Below are 24,350 nucleotides of genomic sequence, written 5' to 3'. Positions count from 1 at the left end.
ACGCTTCACGCTATCAGCGTGGGCGCGTCCATTAGGCTCGGATTGTGCGTCTGCTGCTTGCCCGTCATGGCCGTACCGCGTCCAACGTCGCGGCTCTGCTCGACACCGCCCCGCCGGGCCCCGGGTTGGACGAGTTCGGACGCGCTCAGGCGCGTCGGCTGGTCGACCGGCTGGCCCACCACGAACTCGACGCCGTGTACTCCTCTCACCTGACCCGGGCCGTGCAGACCGCCGAGCCGACGGCCGCTGCGCGCGGGCTGAGCCCGGCGGTGTTGCCGGGGCTGCGCGAGATCGGCGCGGGCGACGACGAGCGGTCGGCCGACCTGCGGCGCTACTTCGCCGTGCTGCGGTCGTGGGGCGAGGGTGACGCGACCGCCCGCATTCCCGGCGGCGAGAGCGGGGTGGAGTTCATTGCCCGCTACACCGCGGCGGTGCGCCAGATCGCCGAATCGGGTCATCAGGTGGCCCTGCTGGTGAGCCACGGGGCGGCGATCCGCACCTGGGCCGGTTACGTGATGCCGCAGCTGCACGCCGCGCTGGGCAGCTTCGGCATACCGAACACCACGGTGATCATCGCCGACGGTGACCCCGATGCCGGTTGGACGCTGGCCGGCATCGACTACCCCGATCCCGACCCTGACGACGGCTTCGGCCTGAACGGCGTCGTCGCCGCACAGTGACCGGCGACCGTCACCGACAACGGAGCTCAGCGGCCCGGCGTTGCTGTCGCCGCTGGCTGCAGGACGCCTGAGAAGCGCTGATTCTTTGTTGGTCGAGTTTGTCGAGACCTTGCTTTTGGTGCTTTGGCTAGGGGTTTCGACAAGCTCAACGAGCGGGGGTTGGGTTGGTCAGTGCTTCCCTAGGCGATGATCCGGAACCGAATCCGGGCGCCGATCGGCACCTGAGCGGCACGGTCGAGATGATGGTCGGCGACGACCCCGATCACGGGGTAGCCGCCGGTGGCCGGGTGGTCGGCGCCGAAAAGCACGGGCTGGCCCGAGGGAGGCACCTGGATCGCTCCAGGAACCAGGCCCTGACTTGCCAGTTCTCCCGATCGCTCGCGCTTCAGCGGTACCCCCTCCAGGCGCAGCCCGACCCGGTTGGACTGCGCCGTGACCGTCCACTCCTGATCCTGGAAGGCCGCGATGGCGGCGGTGCCGAACCAGTCGTCGTCGGGGCCGAGCAGCACGTCGAGCTGCGCCTGCTGTGGGCCGACCGGCGGCACGACCGGTTCTGGCGCACCCACCGCAGAGCGTGGAGCAGCGCCCACCGGCAGCAGATCGCCGACCGCCAGAGCGGGCACGCCCAGCCCGGCCAGGGTGTCGGTGGACCGGCTGCCCAGCACCACAGGGGCGTCGATTCCTCCGCGGATCGCGACATAGCTGCGCAGCCCGGCCCGGGGTGGGCCCAGCCGGAGCCGTTCGCCGGACCGCAGCGCGAACGGGGTTCCCGCGGCGACCTCCCGTTCGCCACGGTCGTCGCACAGGGTTGCATGGGCATCGGAACCGGTGACCGCCAGAACCTGGTCGCCGACCGCCTCCAGCTCCAGGCCGCCGGCCGTGTTCTCGATGGCGGCAGCTCCGGAGTCGTTACCGACCAGCCGGTTCGCCTGGGCCAGCGAGCCGGTGTCGGCCGCGCCGGAGCGAGAGACCCCCCAGGCCGAGAACCCCGCCCGTCCGGCGTCTTCGATCAGACTCTGCACACCGGGCAGGCGCACCAGCAGCCCGCTCGAGTCCGGGGTGCGGGCGGGCAGGTGCGCGGGTGCTGGCTCGGCCGGTTCGACCCGTTCCCGGACGGCGCGGAACCGCACCCGGGTGCCGGGCTCCAACCGGGTCGGTGGGCGGGCATCGAGCGACCACAACTCGGCCGAAGTGTGCCCGATCAACTGCCAGCCACCGGGCGATGAACGCGGGTAGACCGCCGAGAACGGCCCCGCGAGTGCCACCGAGCCAGCCGGGATGCGCACTCGCGGGGTGGATCGGCGGGGCACCTGCAGGCGCTCGTCCTGACCCTTCAGGTAGGCGAAGCCCGGCGCGAAGCCGACGAACGCCACCCGCCACTCCTGCTCGCTGTGTGCCCCGATCACTGCGGCGATGTCGAGCCCGGTGAGCCGGGCCACTTCGGCGAGATCCTCACCGTCATAGACGGTGTCGATGCTGAGCAGTGGGCCGTCCGGCACCGCTCCGGCGTCGAACGGGAGGGCAGCAAGGTGGGCCCGGGCGTCCTCGGCCTGCGCAGCGGTTCGGAAGCGAACCGCAACCGAGGCCGCCCCGGCGGTCAGCTCTTGTTGCCCGGGCAGCGGTTCGGCGAGCAGTTGCCGACGCGCCGGCTGCACCAGGCTGGCCGGCACGTTCAGCAGCAGTGTCCGGGAGCCCAACCGGGCCACCCGCCTGAGCGCGGCGGGCGCCTTGTCGGGGAGCGGGACGGAGCCGGCCATCACACCTGCGCTGCCCTGGTGCCGGCCTCGAACAGCTCCAGATTCTCCTTGTCGTGTGGATCGCGCCCGATCAGCATGCCGATCAGGGTGGCTGCTGCAGCCACCCTGACGTAGGCGGCGATCGAGATCCACCACTGGGTCTTGGCACAGCGCAGGGTGCAGAGCAGCGGGGCAACCGCGCCGCCGACCACACCGGTCAGGGTGGAGGCCGGCGAACTGCCCACATAGCGCAGTCGGGCGGGGAGCTGCTCGGCGATGGAGGCGGCCTGTGGCCCGTACATCAGGGCGTGCAGGATCATGCCCACGACGATAGAGGTCGCGAGCATGGACGGGCTGGCGTCCTGAATCAGCACGAACAGCACCGGAACCCAGATCGCGGTCGGCACGGTAGCGATCCCGGAGACGAGGCGGCGGTCGAACTTCTCGGTGAGCGTGCCGGCCAGCGGCATCACGACGACCTGCCCGCCCGAGCCGATCATCACCGCGGTGGGCACGGTGCTGGTCGGCAGGTGCAGCGTGGTGGTGGCATGGCTGGCAACGAACCCGGTGAGCAATGAGTCCGGCACGCCGGGGCACAACCGGGTCAGTGCTGCAGCAGCGAGCAGCACGCGCGGCTGCGTGGTGAATACCTCCCTCAGCGGCGTCTTCTTATTGACTTGGGTCGGTGGTGGTCATGCCTCACTCTCGTGAGTCGCGAACGGCTCGATTGCTGTGGAGGTGGCTTCAAGGGCAGCGCGCACGGCGCGGGCGAGTTCGACGGCCCCGGGCGTGTCGCCGTGCACGCACAGGCTCTGAACCTGCACCGCGATCAGCGAGCCGTCGTCGGCGACCACGTCGCCGGCGGCCATCAGCACGGCCCGCTCGGCTACCGCCGCCGGATCGTGCAGCACTGCGCCAGGCTGGGACCGCGGCACCAATGTGCCGTCGGCGCGGTAGCCGCGGTCGACGAAGCCTTCGGTGACGGTGCGCAGGCCGCGTTCACCCGCGAAGGCCAGGAATGCCGAACCGGGCAGCCCCAGCACGGCGAGATGGTCGGCTGCGGCGACCACCCCGTCCACCACGGCGCGGGCCTGCACCTCGTGGTGCACGATCGTGTTGTAGAGCGCGCCGTGTGGCTTCACGTAGCTCACCCGAGTGCCCTCGGCCCGGGCGATCGCCTGCAGCGCACCGACCTGATAGAGCACCTCGTCGGCCAGCGTGACCGGATCGACGTCGACGAAGCGGCGACCGAAGCCGGCCAGATCGCGGTAGCTCACGTGCGCACCGACCGCCACCCCGGTGGCGGCAGCGGTTCTGCAGATTCGGCGAGCCGTGCTGGGATCACCAGCGTGAAACCCGCAGGCGACGTTGACACTGGAGACCAGCTTCAGCATGGCCGAGTCGTCACCCATCGACCAGGCGCCGAACGACTCGCCCACATCGCTGTTCAGATCGATGCTGCTGCCCACGTTCACTGGACCCATCGGCACACCTCCACACGTTCTGCTTGCCAAGAACTGTGATGGATCGTTGCGCAATCCTTCAAGGAGGTGTCGATGATTGAGAGACTCCGCAGGTGGGGCGCCCGGCCGACTTCGCCTACCTGCGGAATCTCATAGCCCCACGATGAGGTTTCGGCAGACTCGACCAGTGAGGGTTGCTGGTTCTCGTTGGTCGAACTTGTCGAGACCTTGAGCGGAGCGCTCTCACAAGGCGTTTCGGTAGCCTCAGCCAGCGGTGGGCGCGGCCCCGACCTGGAATCAGACCCGGCTGGACTTTCCTGTCATGGACGACCCGCTGCGCCTACCTGGCCCGGAACCTGCTGATCTTCAGCCAGCTAGATGCCGGTGACCCAGGCATCGAAGGCATGGTGCACGACTGCCCGTGCGATGCGGAAGCCGAACTCACCGCCGCCATCGAGCCGTTGGGCGACCGATCCCACTGTGGCACTCGGCATGGCGACGTCCTTTGAGCGAAGGGCCACTAGGCTGGCGCGCATGACGGCCTACCACGCGGAAGCGTCCGACACCGACGGCAAAGAGGTACTCACCTGGGAGGGGTTCGGCGCCGCAAGCCGCGAACTCGCCAGTACGGTCGCGACCAGCGGGTTTCGGCCCGACGTGATCGTGGCGGTGGCACGGGGTGGGCTGGTCGCCGCCGGCGCGCTCGCCTACGCCCTCGGCGTCAAGCTCGCCGACGCCATGAACGTGGAGTTCTACACCGATGTGGCGACCACCCTGCCCGACCCGGTGCTGCTGGCGCCGCTGCTCGACATCGAGAGCATCGCCGGACGGCGCGTCCTGGTGGTCGACGACGTGGCCGACTCCGGGCGCACCATGGATCTGGTCATGAAGATCCTGCTCGCCAATGGCGCTGAAGTGCGCACCGCGGTGCTGTACACCAAGCCCACCTCGGTGTTTCAGGTCGACTTCGTCTGGAAGCAAACCGATGCCTGGATCGTCTTCCCGTGGTCGGCGCTGCCGCCGGTCGTCTGACCGCCGGACCTGCCTGGGTCGAGGATCGCGGAAACGCTGATCGTGGCCGGTCGATCTTGTCGATACCTCGGATCTCACCCCGCAAGGGGTTTCGGCAGGTTCAGCCGGGGGCGCAGCGTTGGTCAGTGCTCGCCCGGGAATCGGCACTGACGGGGTCGATCAGCGGAAGATCACCGTGCGCTGGCCGTCGAGCATGATCCGGTGCTCGGCGAACAGCTTCACCGCGTCGGTCAGCGTGCGCGACTCCTGCTCCTGGCCCATCTCAACCAGCTTGGGAACGTCCACCGAGTGGTCGACCCGGCGCACGTTCTGCTCGATGATCGGCCCCTCGTCGAGGTCGGCGGTGACGAAGTGTGCGGTCGCCCCGATCAGCTTCACCCCGCGGCCGTGCGCCTGCCGGTAGGGGTTGGCCCCCTTGAAGCCGGGCAGGAACGAATGATGGATGTTGATCGCCCGGCCGGCCAGCCGCTCACATAGTTCGGGCGACAGGATCTGCATGTAGCGGGCCAGCACCACCAACTCGATGTCGTGCTGTTCGACGGCCTCCAGGACGCGGGCTTCGAACGCCGCCTTGGTGTGCGGCAGCACCACATGGTCTTCGAACGGGACGCCGTAGAAGCCGGCCAGGTCACCCAGATCCGGATGGTTGGCCAGGATCAGCGGGATCTCGATCTGCAGATGGCCGGAGCGGGCCCGGAACAGCAGGTCATTGAGGCAGTGACCGGCCTTGGACGCCAAGATCAGCGTGCGCCGCGGGCGTCCGACGTAGTCCAGCACCCATTCGGCGTTCAGCGAGTTGGCGATCGGGGTGATCGCATGCTCGAACACCGAACGGTCGAAACCCGACTGCACCTGGACCCGCATGAAGAACCGGTCCGACTCGGCCGAGCTGAACTGCTGCAGTTCGGTGATGTTGCCGTACGCCTGCGCGATCGCTCCGGTGACGGCATGAACGATGCCGGGCCGGTCTTCGCAGGCCAGGGTGAGCAGCCAATGGGTCGAGTCGATCACCGCGCAAGGGTACCGGCCGTCGCGCGAGGCCCGCCTGGTGTTCAGCAGCTCGGACGCCGTCGTTGCGGGGGTGGTGGATGGCTGTCGGCGAGGTGCGGGTGAGCCTTCATCTGGGCGTTGCGCGGCGATATGAGCGTTCTGGCTGACCGCCGCTGACATCCATCCGTTCCCCGCGGGGAAACGCGCGTAATGGGCCGGTCCGGACCCACGCAATACGCTCATTTCTCCGCGGGACCAGGTAGATGGGCGACTGTTCCCAGCGAAAACGCTCGAATCGCCGCGACATCGGCCGAACCGACGGCGGTCGCGTGATCCAGCGCTTCTACAGAGAGTCGATCGCTGCGTTCAGCGTCGTCGAGGGACGCATCACCGCACTCGTCAGGGCGTCGTCGGGACGGTAGTAGCCGCCGAGGTCGGCCGGCGAGCCCTGCACCGCGAGCAGTTCGGCGTTGATCGTCGCCTCGTGCTCGCGCAACGCCCCGGCGAGCGGGGCGAACCTGGCCGCCAAGGCGTCGTCGTCGCTTTGTGCGGCCAACTCTTCGGCCCAGAACAGCGCCAGGTAGAAGTGGCTGCCCCGGTTGTCGATGGTGCCCAGTCGGCGTCCCGGCGACTTGTTCTCGTTCAGGAAGGTGCCGGTCGCCCGGTCCAGCGTTTCACTCAGGACCTGGGCCGAGGCATTGCCGGTCACCTCGGCGTACTTGGCGAAGCTCTCGGCCAGCGCCAGGAACTCACCCAGGCTGTCCCAGCGCAGGTAGTTCTCCTTGACTAGCTGCTGGACGTGCTTGGGGGCAGACCCGCCCGCCCCGGTCTCGAACAGCCCGCCGCCGTTGATCAGCGGCACCACCGACAGCATCTTCGCCGAGGTGCCGACCTCAAGGATCGGGAACAGGTCGGTGTTGTAGTCACGCAGCACGTTTCCGGTCACCGAGATGGTGTTCTCGCCGCGCCGGATGCGTTCCACCGACACCTTGGTCGCCTGCACCGGCGAGGCAATGGAGATGTCCAGGCCGGTGGTGTCGCCGACCAGTTCAGGGTCGGCCAGGTAGGTCTCGACCTTGGCGATCAGGTTGCGGTCGTGGGCGCGGCTGTCGTCGAGCCAGAAGATCGCCGGGTCGCCGGTGGCCCGGGCCCGAGTGACGGCCAGCTTCACCCAGTCTCGAATCGGCAGGTCTTTGACCTGGCAGGCACGCCAGATGTCGCCGGGCTGAACAGCGTGCTCGATCAGCACGTCCCCGGCACGGTTCACCACGCGCACCGTGCCGGCCAGGCCGATCTCGAAGGTCTTGTCGTGCGAGCCGTACTCTTCGGCGGCCTGGGCCATCAACCCGACGTTGGCCACCGAGCCCATGGTTGCCGGGTCGTAGGCTCCGTTGGCCCGGCAGTCGTCGATGACGGCCTGATAGACCCCCGCGTACGACGAGTCGGGAATCACCGCCAGAGTGTCGGCCTGGTTGCCGTCCGGGCCCCACATGTGGCCGCCGATCCGGATCATCGCCGGCATGGAGGCGTCCACGATCACGTCGGAGGGAACGTGCAGGTTGGTGATGCCGCGGTCGGAGTCGACCATCGCCAGTTCCGGCCCGGCGGCCAGCTCGGCGGCGAACGCTGCCTTGATGGCGGTGCCGTTCGGCAGCGCATCCAGTCCGGCCAGAATGCCGCCCAACCCGTTGTTCGGGCTCAACCCGGCAGCGGCCAGGCTGTCGCCGTAGGCGGCGAAGGTCTCGGGAAAGAAGGCCCGGACGACGTGGCCGAAGATGATCGGGTCGGAGACCTTCATCATGGTGGCCTTCAGATGCACCGAGAACAGCACGCCGTCGGCCTTGGCCCGGTCGATCTGCTCGCGCAAGAATGCCTGCAGCGCCGCGGCGCGCAGCACCGTGCCGTCGACGACCTCGCCGGCCAGCACCGGAATCGCCGACTTGAGCACGACGGTTGCGCCACCGTCGGCGGGCACCAGTTCGATGCGCAACTCATCGTCGGCATCAAGCACGACCGATCGCTCGTTGTGCCGGAAGTCGTCGGCGTCCATCGTGGCCACGTTGGTCTTCGAGTCGGCGCTCCACGCTCCCATCGAATGCGGGTGCTGCCGGGCGTAGTTCTTCACCGACTCGGGTGCCCGCCGGTCGGAGTTGCCTTCGCGCAGCACCGGATTGACCGCGCTGCCCTTGACCTTGTCGTAGCGGGCCTTGGCCTCGGTCTCTTCGGCGCTGACCGGGTTGTCGGGGTAGTCGGGAAGGTCGTAGCCCTTCGCCTGCAGTTCGGCGATGGCCGCCTTGAGCTGCGGCATCGACGCACTCACGTTGGGCAGCTTGATGATGTTGGCCGCGGGGGTCTTGGCCAGCTCACCGAGCTCGGCCAGTGCGTTCGGGAGTCGTTGCTCGTCGCTGAGCCGCTCGGGGAACACCGCGATGATGCGGCCGGCCAGGGAGATGTCGCGAGTCTCGACCTGGACGCCCGCAGCTCCGGCGTAGGCCTGGACGATCGGCAGAAAGGAATAGGTCGCCAGCAACGGCGCCTCGTCGGTATGCGTATAGATGATCGGACTCATCGTGACCCCTCATGCCTCGCGGTTTCTTGACGGCAGGAGACTACCAATCAGACTCGCCCCGGCACCGGGCGGGCCATCCTCCGCGCCGAGATCATGGATCATCGCGGTCAGGCACGTGCTGATCCTTCGTTGGTCGAGCGTGTCGAGACCGCGGATTGCGTGGCCTCGCTAGGGGTTTCGGCAAGCTCAACCAGCGAGGGTCGCGCCTTTGGTGCGGCTGTAGCGCGGTGGATGAGACTGGGCGCTCTGTGGCGCCTCCTGCGCAGCAGTGACGCTCACGCCGGAGTCGGCGCCCACGGCGACCCGCTCGTGCTGCTCGGGAGGCTGCTCGCTTCAGGCTGCTCGGTTCAGGATGGTGAGCCGGTCAGGTGGGTGGGTGGCTCAGGCAAGCGCGGGGAGCAGTGCGACTGGGTGGGTGGCTCAGGCAAGCGCGGGGAGCAGTGCGACCACACCCGCGATCGTGCCCAGGCTGGCCAAGGTCGAGACGGCCACCACGCTGGCCACCAGGGTGGGATTCGAACCGTACTCGCGGGCCAGCATGAACGCGTTCACCGCAGTCGGCATGGCACAGGCCAGAATCAGGCTGCTCAATTCGATGCCCTCCAGGCCCAGCAGGGGGCCCAAGACGCCGGCGAGCAACGGCAGTGCCAGCACCCGGACCAGGGACGCGACCACCACCGGCCCGGTCAGCCGTAGGCTCGACCGCTGCCCCAACTGCAACCCCAACGCGATCAGCACCATCGGGATCGCCGCCTGGGCCAGCAGCTCGACACCGCGCAGGACGCCGACCGGCAGGCTGACCCCGGTCGTCCGGACGAGCAGGCCCGTGGCCAACGCCCAGGTTGCGGGCAGCCGCAGCACGCTTCGCGCGGCGTCCCGCAGCCCGCCGTGCGAACCGAGCAAGGCAGGCCCGACGGTGTACATCACCACCAGCGAGGTGACGAAGATCACCACAGCGTGATCGAGTCCGGTGCGTCCCAAAGCCAGCAGGGCGATGGGCAGCCCGAAATTGCCGTTGTTGCCGATCACCACGCTGGCGATCATGGCGCGCCGGGTCGGGCCGTCGCGTCCCCACGCAGCGAGCCAGGCGATCAGGCCGGCGACGAGGGTGACCAGCAGGTAGCCAGCGACGAGGTGCACCGCCTGGCCACCGGAGACCTCGGTCTGCAGCACGCTGTTGAAGGCGAGCATCGGGGTGAGCCCGTAGAGGTTGACCTTGCCCACGGTGCTCATGTCGAGCGAGAAGCTGCGGGCCAGCGCGACGCCGACCAGGGCGACCAACACGACCGGCAGGATCACATCGACCAGTGCGGTGAAGAAGGCCACCTGCCGATCGTGTCATCGACGCGGCGCCCGAACCGGCAGCAACCACTGCGCGGGCAGGCCGGGGCTCGACGAGTAGTACGACGGCGCCGACCGGATTGTCAGTCGTCGATGGTGCTCATGTCGCCGTAGCGGGCACCCGCGACAGCGTCCCGGGGGACGGCGCGGGTGAGTGCGGCGAGGTCGTCGGCGGTGAGTCGGATGTCGAGGGCGCCGGCGTTCTCCTCCAGGTAGCGGATCCGCTTGGTGCCCGGGATCGGAACGACGTCGGTGCCCTGGGCGAGCACCCAGGCCAACGCGAGCTGACCGGGCGTGCAGTCGTGGTCGACCGCCAACGTGCGAACGTGGTCGACCAGCCCCAGGTTCACCTCCAGTGCCCCGGCCTGGAAGCGCGGGAAGTAGGCGGTGCTGCGGCTGTCGCCGGGGGTCAGCGACGCTGAGCCGATCGTGCCGGTGAGCAGGCCACGGCCGAGCGGCGAGTACGGCACCAGCCCGATGCCGAGTTCGCGCAGCATGGGCAGCACCGCGTCCTCGACGTCCCTGGTGAACAGCGAGTATTCGGTTTGCACGGCGGTGATCGGGTGCACCGCATGGGCGCGCCGGATCGTCTCGGGAGAAGCCTCCGACAAGCCCAGGAAGCGCACCTTCCCAGCCTCGACCAGACCTTTCATGGCGCCCACGGTCTCTTCGATGGGCACGGTGAAGTCCACCCGGTGCTGGTAGTAGAGGTCGATGTGGTCGACGCTGAGCCGCCGCAGCGAGGCGTCGCAGGCGGCGCGGACGTAGTCGGGGCGTCCGTTGACGCCCAGCCGGGTGCCGTCGGGGAGCCGCTCGTTGCCGAACTTCGTGGCCAGTTGCACTGCGTCGCGGCGTCCGCGGATCGCCTCGCCGACCAGCTTCTCGTTGGTGAACGGCCCGTACATGTCGGCGGTGTCCAGAAAGCTGACGCCGAGGTCGAGGGCGCGGCGGATGGTGGTGAGACCGCCGTCGTGATCGGGCGTTCCGTAGAACTCCGACATGCCCATGCAGCCCAGGCCGAGGGCTGAAACGGTCAGTGCGGAGTCGGCGGAGCCGAGAGTCCGGGTGGGGATCGGTGTGCTCATGACGTCAGCCAACACCTTCGAGCGCGCTCCAGGTCAAGCGGAGAGCGCACGCTGTTCGAGCCGGTCGTCGTAGAGGGCGATCTTGTGATCGATCGCGGCCAGATTGACGGTCACCGCGGCGAGTTGGGCCAGCACCCGCCGGCGGTGCCGGCGCAGCAACTCCAGCCGTTCGGTCTCGTTGCCGTCACCGGCCCTGACCAGCGCGGCATACTGCCGGATGTCGCGGATCGGCATGCCCGTCGCCCGTAGTCGAGTGATCAATTCGATCCAGTGCAGGTCGGCCTCTTGATAGCGGCGGTGACCATTGGGCTCCCGGGGCACCGTCCGCAGCAGCAGGTTGTCGCGCTCGTAGTAGCGCAGCGTGTCGGCGGTCAGGTCCAGAGCGTCCGCGGCCTGCGAGATGGTGGCACCGGTCGTTTTCATGGGGCCAGTGTCCGCCCCTGGAGCGCGCTTCAGGCAATTTCGCACGTCGTCCCGGCCGGTCGTGGCGCGACTGGAGCGCAAGGGCCCCATGCTGCATGCGCCCGACCCGGCCGATGGCCGCTCGGTGCTGGCCACTGTCACCGACCAGGGCTGGGGCGCCGTGGTCGCCCCTGCGCCGGTCATGTCGCACAGGTGCGGCGGGCCGCAATCGACCCGCTGACCAGGAGTCGGATCAAGCAGCTCGCCGTCATCGGACGACGCATCGGGCTCGCCCTCGACCCGAATGCGACTGCCCGCCCGCAGAGCTGGGTGGGGAACCCACTGGTCGCGCGCGATAGCCTCGCCGGGTGAGCGAGTTTCCCCCCGTCAGCTACGTGATGCCGGTGCTGAACGAGGAGCGCCACCTGGCCGACGCGGTGGCCGCGGTGTTGTCGCAGAGCTACCCGGCCGAGGCCGAACTGGTCATCGCGCTCGGCGCGTCCACCGACCGCACCACGGCGATCGCGCACGAGCTGGCCGCCGCCGACGACCGGATCGTGCTGGTCGACAACCCGCGCAACGACATTCCGGTGGGCCTCAACCTGGCCATCGCCGCCAGCCGGCACCCGATCGTGGTGCGGGTCGACGCGCACGCCGAACTGCCCGAGAACTACACCGTCACGATGGTCGGCCTGCTCAACTCGACCGGCGCGGTGAACGTGGGCGGCGTGATGCGCGCCAAGGGCCGCACCCCGTTTCAGTCGGCGGTGGCCCGGGCCTACAACTCCCCGTGGGGGCTGGGCGGCGGCCAGTACCACGGCGCGAAGCAGGCGGGGCCCTCCGATTCGGCATATCTGGGCGTCTTCCGCCGCGAGGTGCTCGACCAGGTCGGGGGGTACGACGAGACGCTGCGGCGGGCCGAGGACTGGGAACTGAACTCGCGCATTCTGGCCGCCGGTCACCTGATCTGGTACACGCCGGATGTCGCCGTCACCTACTGGCCACGCGCCACGCCGGCCACGCTGCGCCGCCAGATGTTCGCCACCGGCGTGTGGCGCGGTCACCTGGTGCGCGAACAGGGCCGCACGCCGCTGAAGTACCTGCCCCCGCCGCTGGTGGTGCTGGCGTTGGGCGCGTCCACGGTGGTGGCGGTGGCCCAACTGAACGGGCTGCTGCCCAGGGGGGCCGATCGGGTGGCCGCTCTGGTGCACGCCGCGCCGCTGGCCTATGCGGCCGGGCTGGGCTACGTGTCGGCGCGATCGCTGGGCGCGAGCAACGTGCGGGAATGGCTGTTGAACGTGTCGGTGCTCGGCATCATGCACCTGTCGTGGGGCGCGGGGTTCATTCGCGGGATGTCCACCGGCGCCGAGCGCACCGTCGACACCTCGCGGGTCACGAGGCGGTGAGTTCGAGCAGTTCGCGGGCGACCCGCTCGGCACTGCGTCCGTCGGTGTGGCGGTGTGCCAGGGCGGCGATGCCGGCGGTGTGGGCTGCCGAACGCTCCCGGGCAGCGGGGTCGTGATCGAGTTGCTCCAGCCGGTCGAGCACCCCGTCCCAGTTCTGCTCCCAGCGAGCGCCGGTGAGCTGCGGGTAGTCGAGGTAGAGGCCGCGGGTGTCGCTGTAGTGTTCCAGGTCGGGTGCGAGGAACACGATCGGGCCGCCGGTCACGGCGAAGTCGAAAACCATCGACGAGTAGTCGGTGACCAGTGCGTCCACCCCCCACAGCAACGGCATCGACTCGGGCAACACGGCGGGCGGAGTCAGACGGACGTGCCGGGACGCGTGGGGGTACGAACCTACCCCTAGCGGGTGCGGGCGAATCAGCAGCATGCTGTCGTTGCGGGCGCACCACGAGTCGATCCGGCGCCACTGGCGGTCGGTCGGCACGCTGGGGTCGGGTTCGCCGTCACGCCAGGTGGGTGCGTACAGCACCGCCCGGCGTCCGGCCAGACCAGGGACGGCCTGTTCGAGCAGTTGCCGCGCAGCGGCCCGCCGGCCGGACGCGCTGCCGCGGAACAGCACGTCGGTGCGCGGCTCGCCGAGCACCCTGACCTGCTCGGGGGCGAGATCGAACGCGCTGCACATGAACGGCACGAACGTCTCCGCGGCCACGGGCAGCAGGCTGATCCGGCGGGTGCCGCGCCGATAGGCCTGACGCATCAGCGCGCGAGCCGCCGGAACAGAGCTGAGTGGGCCGAGCGACAGCGCGGCGGGGGAGTCTGCGTGCAGCTTCTTCAGCGGCGATCCGTGCCACAACTGGGCGATCGTGGCACCGCTCACCGCATACCGGTTCACGTCGCCGAAGCCATGGGTGACGGCCACCACCCCGGCGGACGCTGTCACGTCGAAGCCCGCCCGGCGTTCCTTGGGAGCCCATTCGATGCCGAGCGCGCGGGCGCGCCGGGCCTGGTCCTCGGTGCCGGCCAGCCAGATCAGCCGCAGCGACGGCTCCAGCCGACGGGCGGCTCGCAGCAGCGCCAGGGCGCCGTCGGCCAGGCCGAAGGCACTGCCGAAGGCCCATACCCGCGGGTCGCGTTTGCGCAACCGGGTGCGCAGCCCGCCGGTGGCATAGCGGGGCAGGGCAGCCAGCTTCGCGGCGTTGCCCCTCGCGAAAGTGAAGGGGCCCGGTGTGCTGGCGGTCACGGCCGTCACCCTAGCCCCCGGTGACGCTGGCGTGTGGTGAGGCCCGATACGCTTGGGCCTTCACCGAGGGAAGGATCCGATGAACGCAGTCATCAGCAACATGCTGCTGATCTTCCTGTTCATCGTCATCGGCGGCGTCTTCGCCGCGGCCGAGATGGCGCTGGTCTCGCTGCGCGAGAGCCAGGTCAAGCAGCTTTCGAGCCGGGGTGCCCGGGGTAAGACCGTGGCCAACCTTGCCGCCAACCCCAACCGGTTTCTGTCGGCGGTGCAGATCGGCGTCACCTTGTCGGGCTTTTTGTCGGCCGCTTTCGGCGGTGCGACGCTCGAAGAGCCACTGTCTGAGGTGCTGATCGGCTGGGGTGTTCCCGAGGGGGCTGCCGGGCCGGTCTCGCTGGTGACCATCACGGTGGTGATCAGCTACTTCTCGATCGTGATCGGCGAGCTCACCGCCAAGCGCCTGGCCATGCAGAGCGCCGAGAGCTTCGCGATGGCGCTGGCGCCGCTGGTGAACGCCATCGCAACCCTGGCCCGTCCGGTGATCTGGTTTCTGGGCGCGTCGACCAACGCGCTGGTGCTGGTGCTGGGCGGCGACCCCAAGGCCGGTCGTGAAGAGGTGACCGACGAGGAATTGCGGGCCATGGTCACCTCGTCATCGACCCTGGGCGACGAGGAGCGACAGATCGTCGACGAGGTTTTCGCTGCTGGGCAGGTGAGCCTGCGCGAGGCCATGGTGCCGCGCACCGAGGTCGACTTTCTGGCCGGTGACATGCCCGCCCACAAGGTCATTCGCACTTTTCACGACCAACCGCACAGCCGCTACCCGGTGATCGGCGAAGACGTCGACGACGTGCTGGGCTTCGTCCACGTGCGCGACCTGTTCGATCTCGACCCGGCCGCGCGCAACGCGCCCGTGCGCCAACTGGTGCGTCCGGTGGAGTCGCTGCCGCACACCATGAAGATTCTGCGCGCCCTGTCTGAGCTGCGCGCCGCGAACGCTCATCTGGCGATCGTGCGCGACGAGTACGGCGGCACGGCCGGCATCGTCACGATGGAGGACCTGGTCGAAGAGCTGGTCGGCGACATCTCTGACGAGTTCGACCAGCCGGCCGGCGAGCCGGCCGCCTCGCCGGCCAATGCCGAGCTGGACGGACTCGAAACCATCGAGGAGTTCGCCGAGGCGAACGGCTACGTGCTGCCCGAGGGGCCCTACGACACGGTGGCCGGGTTCGTGATGGCTCATCTGGGCCACCTGCCCGAAGTGGGCGACACCGTCGTGGTGGCCCTCGACCCGATCGAGGCCGGCGAGGCCGAGGTCGAACATTTCGAGTTCACCGTGAGCGAGCTCGACGGACGTCGTGCCGCCCGGATCAGGCTGCACCGCATCGGCGCGGCGCCGGAGCCGGATGACGATGCTGGAACATGATCCGGACGGTTCGCGGCTGCTCACCTCACCCGAGGTGGCGGAGCTGCTGGGGGCCGCCGTCGAGCACGCCGGTGGCCGGCTGATCAACTGGGCCCTCGACCACATCGACGCCAACCCGCAGCAGTCCACGACGGCGACCTACTCGGCCACCGTGGCGTGGCCCTACGGCGAACGGGACGAACTGCTGGGCGTCAGCGCGCGGGCCTCCGGGCCGGCGGCGTCCGACACCAGGGCCGAGATCTTTGCCGACGGCGACCGCGAGGTGGCCGTTTGGATCTACCCCAACGACCCCGACCTGCCCGGCCTGGCCCGGGCCGCCTACACCGAGCAGATGGCCGGGGTGCTGACCGATCACGACGTGCTCGGGCGGCCGGTCGATGCCGGCGAGGTGGCCTTGCGGATGATCGGCTATCGGCCGCGGCGCCGCGCCGTGCTGCGGGTCGAGGTGGGGCAGCCGCCGGTGACGCTGTACTGCAAGGTGTTGCGGGAGCGCGTGTTCGACGACGTGGTGCGCCGGCACCAGGTGCTGCTGGCCGCCGGGGTGCCGGCCCCGCGCGTCGCCGCCACCACCGACGACGCCTTGCTGCTGCTGCACAATCTCGCCGGACGTCCGCTGGCCAAGGCGGTGTTCGACGAGACCGACCCGTGCACCGCCGAGCAGTTGATTCACCTGCTCGACGCCATGCCGATGAGCGTGGCCAGGCTCGAGCGGCGTCCGCCCTGGGCCGATGCGGTGCAGCACTACGCCCAGATGGTCGCCGCCGCGGTGCCCAGGGCCACCGACAAGCTGGCCTGGCTCACCGGGCAGATCGCCGACGGGCTGGCGTCGGTTCCGCTCGGCAACGAGCCCACCCACGGCGACTTCCACGAGGGCCAGGTGCACGTGGCCGGCGGACGCATCGTCGGCATTCTCGACGTCGACACCGTCGGCCCGGGCCGCCGGGCCGACGACCTGGCCTGCTTGATCGCGCACCTGTCGACGATCCAGCGGATGAACCCGGCGCAGGAGGCGAAGGTGCACCGGCTGATCCGCACCTGGGTGCCGGTCTTCGACACGCGGGTCGACCCGTTGGAGCTGCGGCTGCGGGCGGCCGCGGTGATCATCTCGCTGGCCACCGGCCCGTTCCGTGGGCAGGAGCCGGAGTGGGAGTGGGAGACGCTGCGGATGATCGCCTCGGCCGAGGCGCTGGTGCGCCAGGTCGGGTAACGCGCCCGGGCGGGCCCCGCGTCATACGACGTTCCGAATCGCGAGACCGCGAGGCTCACCCCGCGACCCTTTTCCGACGGACGGACGACATGGCCCCGCGATGAATACTACGCTCCGTAGTATGACTGAATCTCCGCTGACCCTGGCCGGCGACTTCTCGGCGCCAAGCCGGCAGGACTGGGAGGCCGAGGTGCTCAAGGTGCTCAACCGGCGCCGTCCCGAGGGCAAGGAACTCTCCATCGAGCAGGCGATGAAACGGCTCACCACCACGACGGTGGACGATCTGATCATCGATCCGCTCTATTCCACGACGAGCGCCGGCCCTGACCTCGGCCACCCCGGGGTGATGCCGTTCACCCGCGGTACCAGCCTGCGCACCGGCACGATCCACGCCTGGGACATCACCCAACTGCACGAAGACCCCGACGTCGGCTACAGCAACGCCGCCGTGCTCACCGACCTGAACCGTGGCGCGGTGTCGTTGTGGCTACGGGTCGACCCCGACGCGATCGCCGCCGCCGACGTGGCCGGGGTGCTGGCCGGGGTGTTGCCCGAGTTGGCCCGGCTGCGGGTCAGCAGCCGGATCGACCAGGTCACCGCCGCGCAGGCGCTGGCCGGTTTCTGGAGGGCCAGCGGCAAGGCGTCCGCAGTGGGCGGAAGCCTCGGCTTGGACGCCCTCGGCCACGCGGCCCTGACCGGCCAGGCACCCGAGTTCGGCCCGCAGCGCGATTGGGTCGCCACCGGCCTGGCCGAGTTTCCCAAGGCCCGGGCGATCGCTATTGACGGCCTGCTCTATGACGACGCGGGTGCCGGTGACGTCGATGTGCTGGCCTTCGCGATCGCGACCGGCGTGGAATACCTGCGCGATCTGGAGGCCGACGGCATCAGCCCGGAGCGGGCCTTCAGCCAGATCGCGTTCCGCGTGCCGGCCAACGCCGACCAGTTCATGACCATTGCTCGGCTGCGCGCCTTGCGCCGGCTGTGGGCTCGGGTGGGGGAGGTCAGCGGCGTCCCGGCTGCAGCCCGCGGCGCCGTTCAACTGGCCGTCACGTCGTGGCGGATGATCACCCGCGACGACCCGTGGGTGAACCTGCTGCGCGGCACCATCGCCACCTTCGCCGCCGCCACCGGCGGCGCGGAGTCGATCACGGTGCTGCCGCACGACACCGCGTGGGGCCTGCCCACCGAGTTCTCGCGCCGGATGACCCGCAATATTCAACTGCTGGCCGCCGAGGAGTCGAACCTGGGCCGGGTTGCCGACCCGGCCGGCGGCTCGTGGTACGTCGAGAGCCTGACCGACCAGCTCGCCCGCCGGGCCTGGGCGCGGGTCGGTGAGATCGAGGCGGCCGGTGGCATGGCGAAGGCATTGGCCCAGGGCCGGGTCGCCGACTGGATCGGTGAGACGGTGGCCAAGCGGGCCGTCCGGCTGGCCAGCCGTAAACAGCCGATCACCGGCGTGTCGATGTTCCCGGCCGAGCACGAGCAGCCACTGGAGGTCCGGCCCCGGCCGGTGCACCCCAGACAGGGAGGGCTGCAGCCGCACCGCGACAGCGAGGTGTTCGAGGCGCTGCGCGACCGGGTGGCGGCGTCGGACCACAAGCCGCAGGTGTTCCTGGCCTGCCTGGGCGCCCGTCGCGATTTCGGGCCACGCGAGCAGTTCACCGCGAACGTGCTGCTGGTCGTCGGCATCGAGCGACCCAGTAGCGAGGGCGGCACGGCGTCCGAGATCGTCGAGCAGGTCAGGCGGGCCGGGGCGACCACGGTCATTCTGTGCAGTTCGGCGCGGGTGTACGCGACGCAGGCGATCGAGGTGGCCACGGCGCTCAAGGCGGCCGGTGTCGACACCGTGCTGATCGCCGGACGCCGCAGCGAGACCGCCGCTGACTGCGCCGTCGACGTGATCGACGGCGAGATCTTCGACGGCATGGACGTCGCCGGCTTCCTGGCCGGCACACTGGACAAGTTGGGAGTGGCGAAGTGAGCGTGCCGCGTTTCGTGGGCATCGAGCTGGGGGACGCGGTCCCGCCGGCCGATTCGAGCCAGCAGTGGGAGCATCTGATCGAGCAGGTGCCGTCCTACTCCCAAGGTTGGCAGACCCCTGAGCACATTCTGGTGCCGCCGGTCTACGCCGACGAGGCCCTGCAAGGGCTGGACTTTCTGGGCACCTACCCGGGCATTCCGCCGTTTCTGCGCGGGCCGTACGCCACCATGTACGTCAACCAGCCATGGACCATCCGGCAGTACGCCGGCTTCTCGACCGCCGAGGAGTCCAACGCCTTCTACCGGCGCAACCTGGCGGCGGGCCAGAAGGGTCTGTCGATCGCCTTCGACCTGGCCACCCACCGCGGCTACGACTCCGACCACCCGCGGGTCACCGGTGATGTCGGCATGGCCGGGGTCGCGGTGGATTCGATCCTCGACATGCGGCAACTGTTCGAGGGCATCCCGCTCGATCAGATGAGCGTGTCGATGACCATGAACGGCGCGGTGCTGCCGGTGCTGGCGCTGTACGTGGTGGCCGCCGAGGAGCAGGGGGTGCAGCCGGCGCAGCTGGCCGGGACCATCCAGAACGACATTCTCAAAGAGTTCATGGTCCGCAACACCTACATCTACCCGCCGGCGCCGTCGATGCGGATCATCTCCGACATCTTCGCGTTCACTTCGGCGAATATGCCGAAGTTCAACTCGATCTCGATCTCCGGCTATCACATGCAGGAGGCCGGGGCGACCGCCGACATCGAGATGGCGTACACGCTGGCCGACGGCGTCGAGTACATCCGGGCCGGCGAGTCGGTGGGCCTCAAGGTCGATCAGTTCGCTCCGCGACTGTCGTTCTTCTGGGCGGTCGGGATGAACTTCTTCATGGAGGTCGCCAAATTCCGCGCAGCCCGGATGCTGTGGGCGAAGCTGGTCCGCGATTTCGGCCCGAAGAACCCCAAGTCGATGTCGCTGCGGACGCATTCGCAGACGTCCGGCTGGTCGCTGACCGCGCAGGACGTGTTCAACAACGTGGGCCGCACCTGCCTGGAGGCGATGGCCGCCACCCAGGGACACACCCAGTCGCTGCACACCAACGCCTTGGACGAGGCGATCGCACTGCCGACCGACTTCTCGGCCCGGATCGCCCGCAACACCCAGCTGTTCATTCAGCAGGAGTCGGGCACCTGCCGGGTCGTCGACCCGTGGGCCGGCTCGGCCTACGTGGAGCGGCTCACCTACGAACTGGCGGCCAAGGCCTGGGGGCACATCAGCGAGGTCGAGGCAGCCGGTGGCATGGCCAAGGCGATCGAGGCGGGCATTCCGAAGATGCGCATCGAAGAGGCGGCCGCCCGCACCCAGGCCCGGATCGACTCCGGGCGGCAGCCGCTGATCGGCGTCAACTCCTACATCGTCGAGAACGACGAGCCGCCCGAGGTGCTCAAGATCGACAACAACGTGGTGCGCGAGCAGCAGATCGCGAAGCTGCATCGGTTGCGCGCCGAGCGGGACGCCGACGCGACCGCCGAGGCGCTGCGCCGGCTGAGTTGGGCCGCGGCCAACCCGGATCCGACCGATGTCGACCGCAACCTGCTGAAGCTGGCCATCGACGCAGCCCGCGCCAAGGCTTCGGTGGGTGAGATCTCGGACGCGCTGGAGTCGGAGTTCGGGCGGTTCACCGCGCAGATCCGTACCATCAGTGGCGTGTACCGCAGCGAAACCGGCACGACCCGAGGGGTGGAGCAGGCCCGCGGCCTGGTCGAGCAGTTCGAGAAGGCCGAAGGGCGACGTCCGCGCATTCTGGTCGCCAAGATGGGTCAGGACGGCCACGACCGCGGCCAGAAAGTGATCGCCACGGCGTTTGCCGATCTGGGCTTCGACGTCGACGTCGGCCCGCTGTTCCAAACCCCGGCCGAGGTGGCCCGGCAGGCGGTCGAGGCCGACGTGCATGTGGTTGGCGTCTCGTCGCTGGCCGCGGGTCACCTGACCCTGGTGCCGGCACTGCGGGCCGAACTCGACGCCCTTGGCCGCGACGATATGATGATCGTGGTCGGCGGCGTCATTCCGGCCCAGGATTTCGACGAGTTGCGGGCCAAGGGGGCCGACGCGATCTACCCGCCCGGCACGATCATTCCCGACGCCGCGATCGAGTTGCTGCAGAAGCTGAAAGATCGGATCGACCCCGCCTGAGCCGTGGCGCCAGTTCAGGGGACGGTTCCGCTTGGTTCAGGGGACGGTTCCTTGAACCGACCAAGGAACCGTCCCCTGAACCGATTGGTCAAGCGTGTCGAGACCTCGGGGCCTCGTGGTTTGCGACGCCTCAATCACCGGTGTTGGCGTGAACTCTGAAAGGGTGGGCAGATGCGCAGGATGAACCCCGACGAACTCGCTGACGGGGTGCGGGCGGGATCGCGAGCGCACATCGCCCGGGCGATCACGCTGGTCGAGTCGTCGCGGCCCGACCATCGCGAGCTGGCCAAGCAACTGCTGCGGCGGCTGCGCGCAGACGCCGGTGGGTCGGTGCGGGTGGGCATCACTGGCGTGCCCGGTGCGGGCAAGTCCACCTTCATCGACGCGCTCGGGGTGAAGCTGATCGGCCAGGGCCACCGGATCGCGGTGCTGGCCGTGGACCCCTCATCGTCGCGCACCGGCGGCTCGATTCTGGGTGATCGCACGCGGATGGCGGCCCTCACGGCATCCGACCACGCCTACGTACGGCCCTCGCCCTCGGGCGGTCACCTCGGCGGGGTGGCCCGGGCCACCCGTGAATCGATGATCGTGATGGAGGCCGCTGGTTTCGACGTGGTGCTGGTCGAGACGGTGGGCGTCGGCCAGTCCGAGGTCGCGGTGGCCGGCATGGTCGACACGTTTCTGCTGATCGCGTTGGCCCGGGCCGGTGACCAGTTGCAGGGCATCAAGCGCGGCATTCTCGAGATGGCCGACGTGATCACGGTGAACAAGGCCGACGGCGAGCACGAGGGCGAGGCCCGGGTGACCGCCCGCGAGCTGACCATCGCGATGAAGCTGATCAGCTCCGACCCGGACGCCCGCCGACCGCCGGTGCTCACCTCGTCGTCGTACACCGGCAAGGGCCTGGACGACGTGTGGCAAGCCGTTCTCGACCACCGCGCCTACCTGGAGGCCAACGGCGGTCTGGAGCCGCGCCGTGCCCGGCAACAGCTTCAGTGGCTGTGGTCGCTGGCCGAGGGTGAGGTGCTCGACGGCGTCCGCAACTCGCCGCGGGTGCGGGCATTGCGGGCAGGCATCGAGGCGGCCATCGCCGGCAACGAGCTCTCAGCGCTCGAGGGTGCCGACGACCTGGTGCGGGCGTTCGTCGCCGACGTGCCGACGCTGTGGCCGCCTCGGCCCGGTGACCAGGCGGGCTTCACCGGCTGACCCCCGCCGATGGAGCGCGTCGAGGGCCCGCAGTAGGGTTTCGGCCGTGCGCAAGCCGTTCGCCAAGGTCGCCCGCCGCACCCAGGTGGAGCGGCTGAGACGGCTCGCGGTGCGGGACCTTCCGGCCTGGGGATTGGCGGACGCCCGGGTGCGGCTGTTGCTGCACGGGTACAACACGACCTTTCGCATCGACGCCGCCGACGGCCGCCGGTACGCCCTGCGGCTCAACACCGCCATGCCGAAACCCGAGCCCAACCTGCTGGCCGAGGTGAGCTGGCTGGCGGCGATCGCGGCCGACACCGGTCTGCGCGTGCCGACGCCGCAGCGCACCCTCAGTGGCGACTGGGCGGCCCGGGTGCCCAGCCCAGATCACGGCCGGAGCGTCGCGGCGGTGTTGTTCTCGTGGCTCGACGGCCGTGATCTGGGCAACCGGCCGACCCTCGACCGGGCGCGGGTGGTGGGCCGGGCGATGGCGATCCTGCACGACCACGCCAGTGGCTGGAGCCTGCCCGCGGGCGCCGAGCTGCCCCGGTTCGACAACGTGCTCACCGACCTGCCCAACCGGTTCGACGACCACCCGGCGCTGAACGCCGAGGCCCGCGAGGTCGTACTCGCCGCCTACCAGCGGGCCCAGGCGTGCCAGGACCAGGCGTTCGCAACCGACGCGATCATTCCGTTGCATGCCGACTTGCACGGGGGCAACCTGAAGTGGGTATCGACAGGCTCGACCGGCGGGGGCTCAAGCGGCGATGGCCTGGCGAACCTGCGGGTGTTCGACTTCGACGATGCGGGGCTGGGCGTGCCGGCGCTCGACCTGGCGATCACCGTCTTCTACCTGCGCGACGACGAGTCGCTGGAGGCGGCGCTGAAGCAGGGTTACGCCCAGGTGCTGGCCGCTGCCCGAGGTTCGGCCCGCCGTGCTCGAGGGCATGGTCGCCGGGCGCAACCTGCTGCTCCTCGACGATCTGCTGGCGCAGGCCAACGCCGAATTTCAGGACATGCTGCCCGTTTACGTGGTGAACGCCACGTCGCGGTTGCGGCATTGGCTCGAGACCGGGAGGTTCCGGCGTGACGTACCCGGCGTGCGGGCCCCGAACTGACCGTGCGTAACAACTCTGTCACACCGTGCCCTCCAGGGGTCTTCGGGCGCGACGGCCGGGCGCTGGATCACCTATGGTGTGCACCAGTTCGGGGGCGGAGAGAGCCCTTCGGTCATCTTGCTCAGGAGGCAGGTTCGTGAAGAAGTCCCTGATTGCACCCGTCGCGTTCGGTGCATTCGCCCTCGTCCTCGGTGGTTGTGCCACGCCGCCGGCAGCCACCTCGGCATCGGCCACCGCCTCGGCTTCGGCCACGGTCGCCCAGTCCGATTTCAAGGCCTGCATGGTGTCGGACTCTGGTGGCTTCGACGACAAGTCGTTCAACGAGACCGCCTACGCCGGCCTGACCAAAGCGGTCGCCGAGCTGGGTGTGCAGAAGAACGAGGTGCAGTCCGCGGCCGCGGCTGACTATGCCAAGAACGTTCAAGAAATGGTGAATCAGAAGTGCGACATCATCGTGACCGTCGGTTTCGCGCTCGGTGACGCCACCCTGGCCGCCGCCAAGAAGAACCCCGACATCGACTTCGCCATCGTCGACCACTCCTACAGCGACGACGAGGGCAAGAACACCGCCCCCGACAACTTGAAGGGCCTGGTCTTCGATGCCTCTGAGCCCTCGTTCCTGGCCGGGTACCTGGCCGCCTCGCTGAGCCAGACCGGCAAGGTCGGCACCTTCGGTGGCGCACCCTACCCCGCGGTCACCTCGTTCATGGACGGCTATGCGCGCGGCGTCGCCTACTACAACCAGCAGAAGGGCAAGAGCGTCGCGGTGCTCGGCTGGGACACCACGAAGAAGGACGGCACGTTCATCGGCGGGCAATCGCCCTTCGACGACGTGCCCGGCGGAAAGAAGGTGGCGACCAACCTGATGGCACAGGGGGCCGACATTCTGCTGCCGGTGGCCGGCCCGTCGAGTGAGGGCGCATTGCAGGTGGCTAAAGCCAGCAACGGCAAGGTCGGCTCGCTGTGGGTCGACACCGACGGCTGCATCAGTCAGGAGCAGTACTGCTCGATCATTCCGTCCTCGGTCGCCAAGGCCATGGACGTGGCTGTGTTCGAAGCGATCAAGGCCGCCAAGGACGACAAATTCAGCAACGAGCCCTACCTGGGCACACTCGCCAACGGCGGCACTTTCCTGGCGCCCTTCCACGATTGGGACAGCAAGGTGACCGACGAGACCAAGGCGGAGCTCGACGCGATCAAGGCCGGAATCATCGACGGCTCGATCAAGACCACTGCCTGATCTGACCGGTGAAGGGGGGCGATGCGCCCCCCTTCTGCCGTTGCAGGGCACTGACGCAAGAGAAGG

At 69.2% G+C, this 24,350-nt stretch carries 19 protein-coding genes; 10 read left to right on the top strand and 9 right to left on the bottom strand.

What is annotated here, in order from left to right; genetic code table 11:
• Nucleotides 1-44 precede the first annotated feature (44 nt).
• The gene (locus QM721_RS10865; protein ID WP_415121809.1) at nucleotides 45-680 is read left to right on the top strand and encodes a histidine phosphatase family protein; all 636 of its coding nucleotides are present in this window, start codon (nucleotides 45-47) and stop codon (nucleotides 678-680) included.
• A 179-nt stretch (nucleotides 681-859) separates the two neighbouring features.
• On the opposite strand, the gene QM721_RS10860 is transcribed toward QM721_RS10865, so the two are convergent.
• The 3 genes from QM721_RS10860 to QM721_RS10850 form a co-directional block, all read right to left on the bottom strand.
• Complete coding sequence (locus QM721_RS10860) at nucleotides 860-2,437, bottom strand: 5-oxoprolinase/urea amidolyase family protein (RefSeq protein ID WP_415121807.1); 1,578 nt, start codon at nucleotides 2,435-2,437, stop codon at nucleotides 860-862.
• Nucleotides 2,437-3,045, bottom strand: coding sequence for an MFS transporter (locus tag QM721_RS10855; RefSeq protein WP_415121805.1), 609 nt, complete (start codon nucleotides 3,043-3,045; stop codon nucleotides 2,437-2,439). Before QM721_RS10855 ends, QM721_RS10860 begins: the two co-directional genes overlap by 1 nt.
• A 63-nt stretch (nucleotides 3,046-3,108) precedes the next feature.
• The gene (locus QM721_RS10850; protein ID WP_415121803.1) at nucleotides 3,109-3,900 is read right to left on the bottom strand and encodes a LamB/YcsF family protein; all 792 of its coding nucleotides are present in this window, start codon (nucleotides 3,898-3,900) and stop codon (nucleotides 3,109-3,111) included.
• Nucleotides 3,901-4,413: 513 nt separating this feature from the next.
• Here QM721_RS10850 and QM721_RS10845 point away from each other — a divergent pair.
• A complete protein-coding gene (locus tag QM721_RS10845) occupies nucleotides 4,414-4,911 on the top strand; it encodes a phosphoribosyltransferase (RefSeq protein WP_415121801.1) in 498 nt (165 codons plus the stop codon).
• A 159-nt stretch (nucleotides 4,912-5,070) separates the two neighbouring features.
• On the opposite strand, the gene purU is transcribed toward QM721_RS10845, so the two are convergent.
• The 5 genes from purU to QM721_RS10820 form a co-directional block, all read right to left on the bottom strand.
• On the bottom strand, nucleotides 5,071-5,922 hold the full coding sequence (gene purU / locus QM721_RS10840) for a formyltetrahydrofolate deformylase (RefSeq protein ID WP_415121799.1): 852 nt from the start codon (nucleotides 5,920-5,922) through the stop codon (nucleotides 5,071-5,073).
• A gap of 322 nt (nucleotides 5,923-6,244) precedes the next feature.
• Nucleotides 6,245-8,470, bottom strand: a complete 2,226-nt coding sequence (locus QM721_RS10835; protein WP_415121797.1) for an NADP-dependent isocitrate dehydrogenase — start codon at nucleotides 8,468-8,470, stop codon at nucleotides 6,245-6,247.
• A 420-nt stretch (nucleotides 8,471-8,890) separates the two neighbouring features.
• Nucleotides 8,891-9,796 carry an AEC family transporter gene (locus QM721_RS10830; protein WP_415121795.1) on the bottom strand — a complete coding sequence of 302 codons (906 nt, stop codon included), beginning with the start codon at nucleotides 9,794-9,796 and terminating at the stop codon, nucleotides 8,891-8,893.
• A 98-nt stretch (nucleotides 9,797-9,894) separates the two neighbouring features.
• Entirely contained in the window at nucleotides 9,895-10,896 is a 1,002-nt protein-coding gene (locus QM721_RS10825) for an aldo/keto reductase (protein WP_415121793.1), read from the bottom strand.
• A 33-nt stretch (nucleotides 10,897-10,929) separates the two neighbouring features.
• A complete protein-coding gene (locus tag QM721_RS10820; protein ID WP_415121791.1) occupies nucleotides 10,930-11,319 on the bottom strand; it encodes a MerR family transcriptional regulator in 390 nt (129 codons plus the stop codon).
• A 347-nt stretch (nucleotides 11,320-11,666) separates the two neighbouring features.
• Here QM721_RS10820 and QM721_RS10815 point away from each other — a divergent pair, with 347 nt between their 5' ends.
• Nucleotides 11,667-12,704: a glycosyltransferase family 2 protein gene (locus tag QM721_RS10815; protein WP_415121789.1), complete on the top strand. Its 1,038-nt coding sequence runs from the start codon at nucleotides 11,667-11,669 to the stop codon at nucleotides 12,702-12,704.
• On the opposite strand, the gene QM721_RS10810 is transcribed toward QM721_RS10815, so the two are convergent.
• The gene (locus tag QM721_RS10810) at nucleotides 12,691-13,941 is read right to left on the bottom strand and encodes a CDP-glycerol glycerophosphotransferase family protein (protein WP_415121786.1); all 1,251 of its coding nucleotides are present in this window, start codon (nucleotides 13,939-13,941) and stop codon (nucleotides 12,691-12,693) included. The two genes, QM721_RS10815 and QM721_RS10810, sit on opposite strands and share 14 nt — an antisense overlap.
• Before the next feature lie 79 nt (nucleotides 13,942-14,020).
• On the opposite strand from QM721_RS10810, the gene QM721_RS10805 reads away from it, so the two are divergent.
• The 7 genes from QM721_RS10805 to QM721_RS10775 all read left to right on the top strand — a co-directional run bounded on the left by QM721_RS10805 (nucleotide 14,021) and on the right by QM721_RS10775 (nucleotide 24,284).
• Complete coding sequence (locus QM721_RS10805) at nucleotides 14,021-15,364, top strand: hemolysin family protein (RefSeq protein ID WP_415121784.1); 1,344 nt, start codon at nucleotides 14,021-14,023, stop codon at nucleotides 15,362-15,364.
• Nucleotides 15,345-16,571, top strand: coding sequence for a phosphotransferase (locus QM721_RS10800; protein ID WP_415121782.1), 1,227 nt, complete (start codon nucleotides 15,345-15,347; stop codon nucleotides 16,569-16,571). Before QM721_RS10805 ends, QM721_RS10800 begins: the two co-directional genes overlap by 20 nt.
• A 121-nt stretch (nucleotides 16,572-16,692) precedes the next feature.
• A complete protein-coding gene (locus QM721_RS10795) occupies nucleotides 16,693-18,552 on the top strand; it encodes a methylmalonyl-CoA mutase family protein (protein WP_415121780.1) in 1,860 nt (619 codons plus the stop codon).
• Nucleotides 18,549-20,738 (top strand): methylmalonyl-CoA mutase, encoded by a 2,190-nt coding sequence (gene scpA / locus QM721_RS10790; protein ID WP_415121778.1) that lies wholly within the window; start codon nucleotides 18,549-18,551, stop codon nucleotides 20,736-20,738. Before QM721_RS10795 ends, scpA begins: the two co-directional genes overlap by 4 nt.
• A gap of 171 nt (nucleotides 20,739-20,909) precedes the next feature.
• On the top strand, nucleotides 20,910-21,944 hold the full coding sequence (gene meaB, locus QM721_RS10785; protein WP_415121776.1) for a methylmalonyl Co-A mutase-associated GTPase MeaB: 1,035 nt from the start codon (nucleotides 20,910-20,912) through the stop codon (nucleotides 21,942-21,944).
• Nucleotides 21,945-21,990: 46 nt separating this feature from the next.
• Nucleotides 21,991-23,016, top strand: coding sequence for a phosphotransferase enzyme family protein (locus QM721_RS10780; protein ID WP_415121774.1), 1,026 nt, complete (start codon nucleotides 21,991-21,993; stop codon nucleotides 23,014-23,016).
• A 164-nt stretch (nucleotides 23,017-23,180) separates the two neighbouring features.
• Complete coding sequence (locus QM721_RS10775) at nucleotides 23,181-24,284, top strand: BMP family lipoprotein (protein ID WP_415121772.1); 1,104 nt, start codon at nucleotides 23,181-23,183, stop codon at nucleotides 24,282-24,284.
• Nucleotides 24,285-24,350 lie beyond the last annotated feature (66 nt).

Origin of the sequence: Micropruina sp. (assembly GCF_047602085.1) — a bacterium.
Taxonomy (GTDB): Bacteria; Actinomycetota; Actinomycetes; order Propionibacteriales; family Propionibacteriaceae; genus Micropruina.
This window is presented reverse-complemented; position numbering and strand designations above follow the sequence as displayed.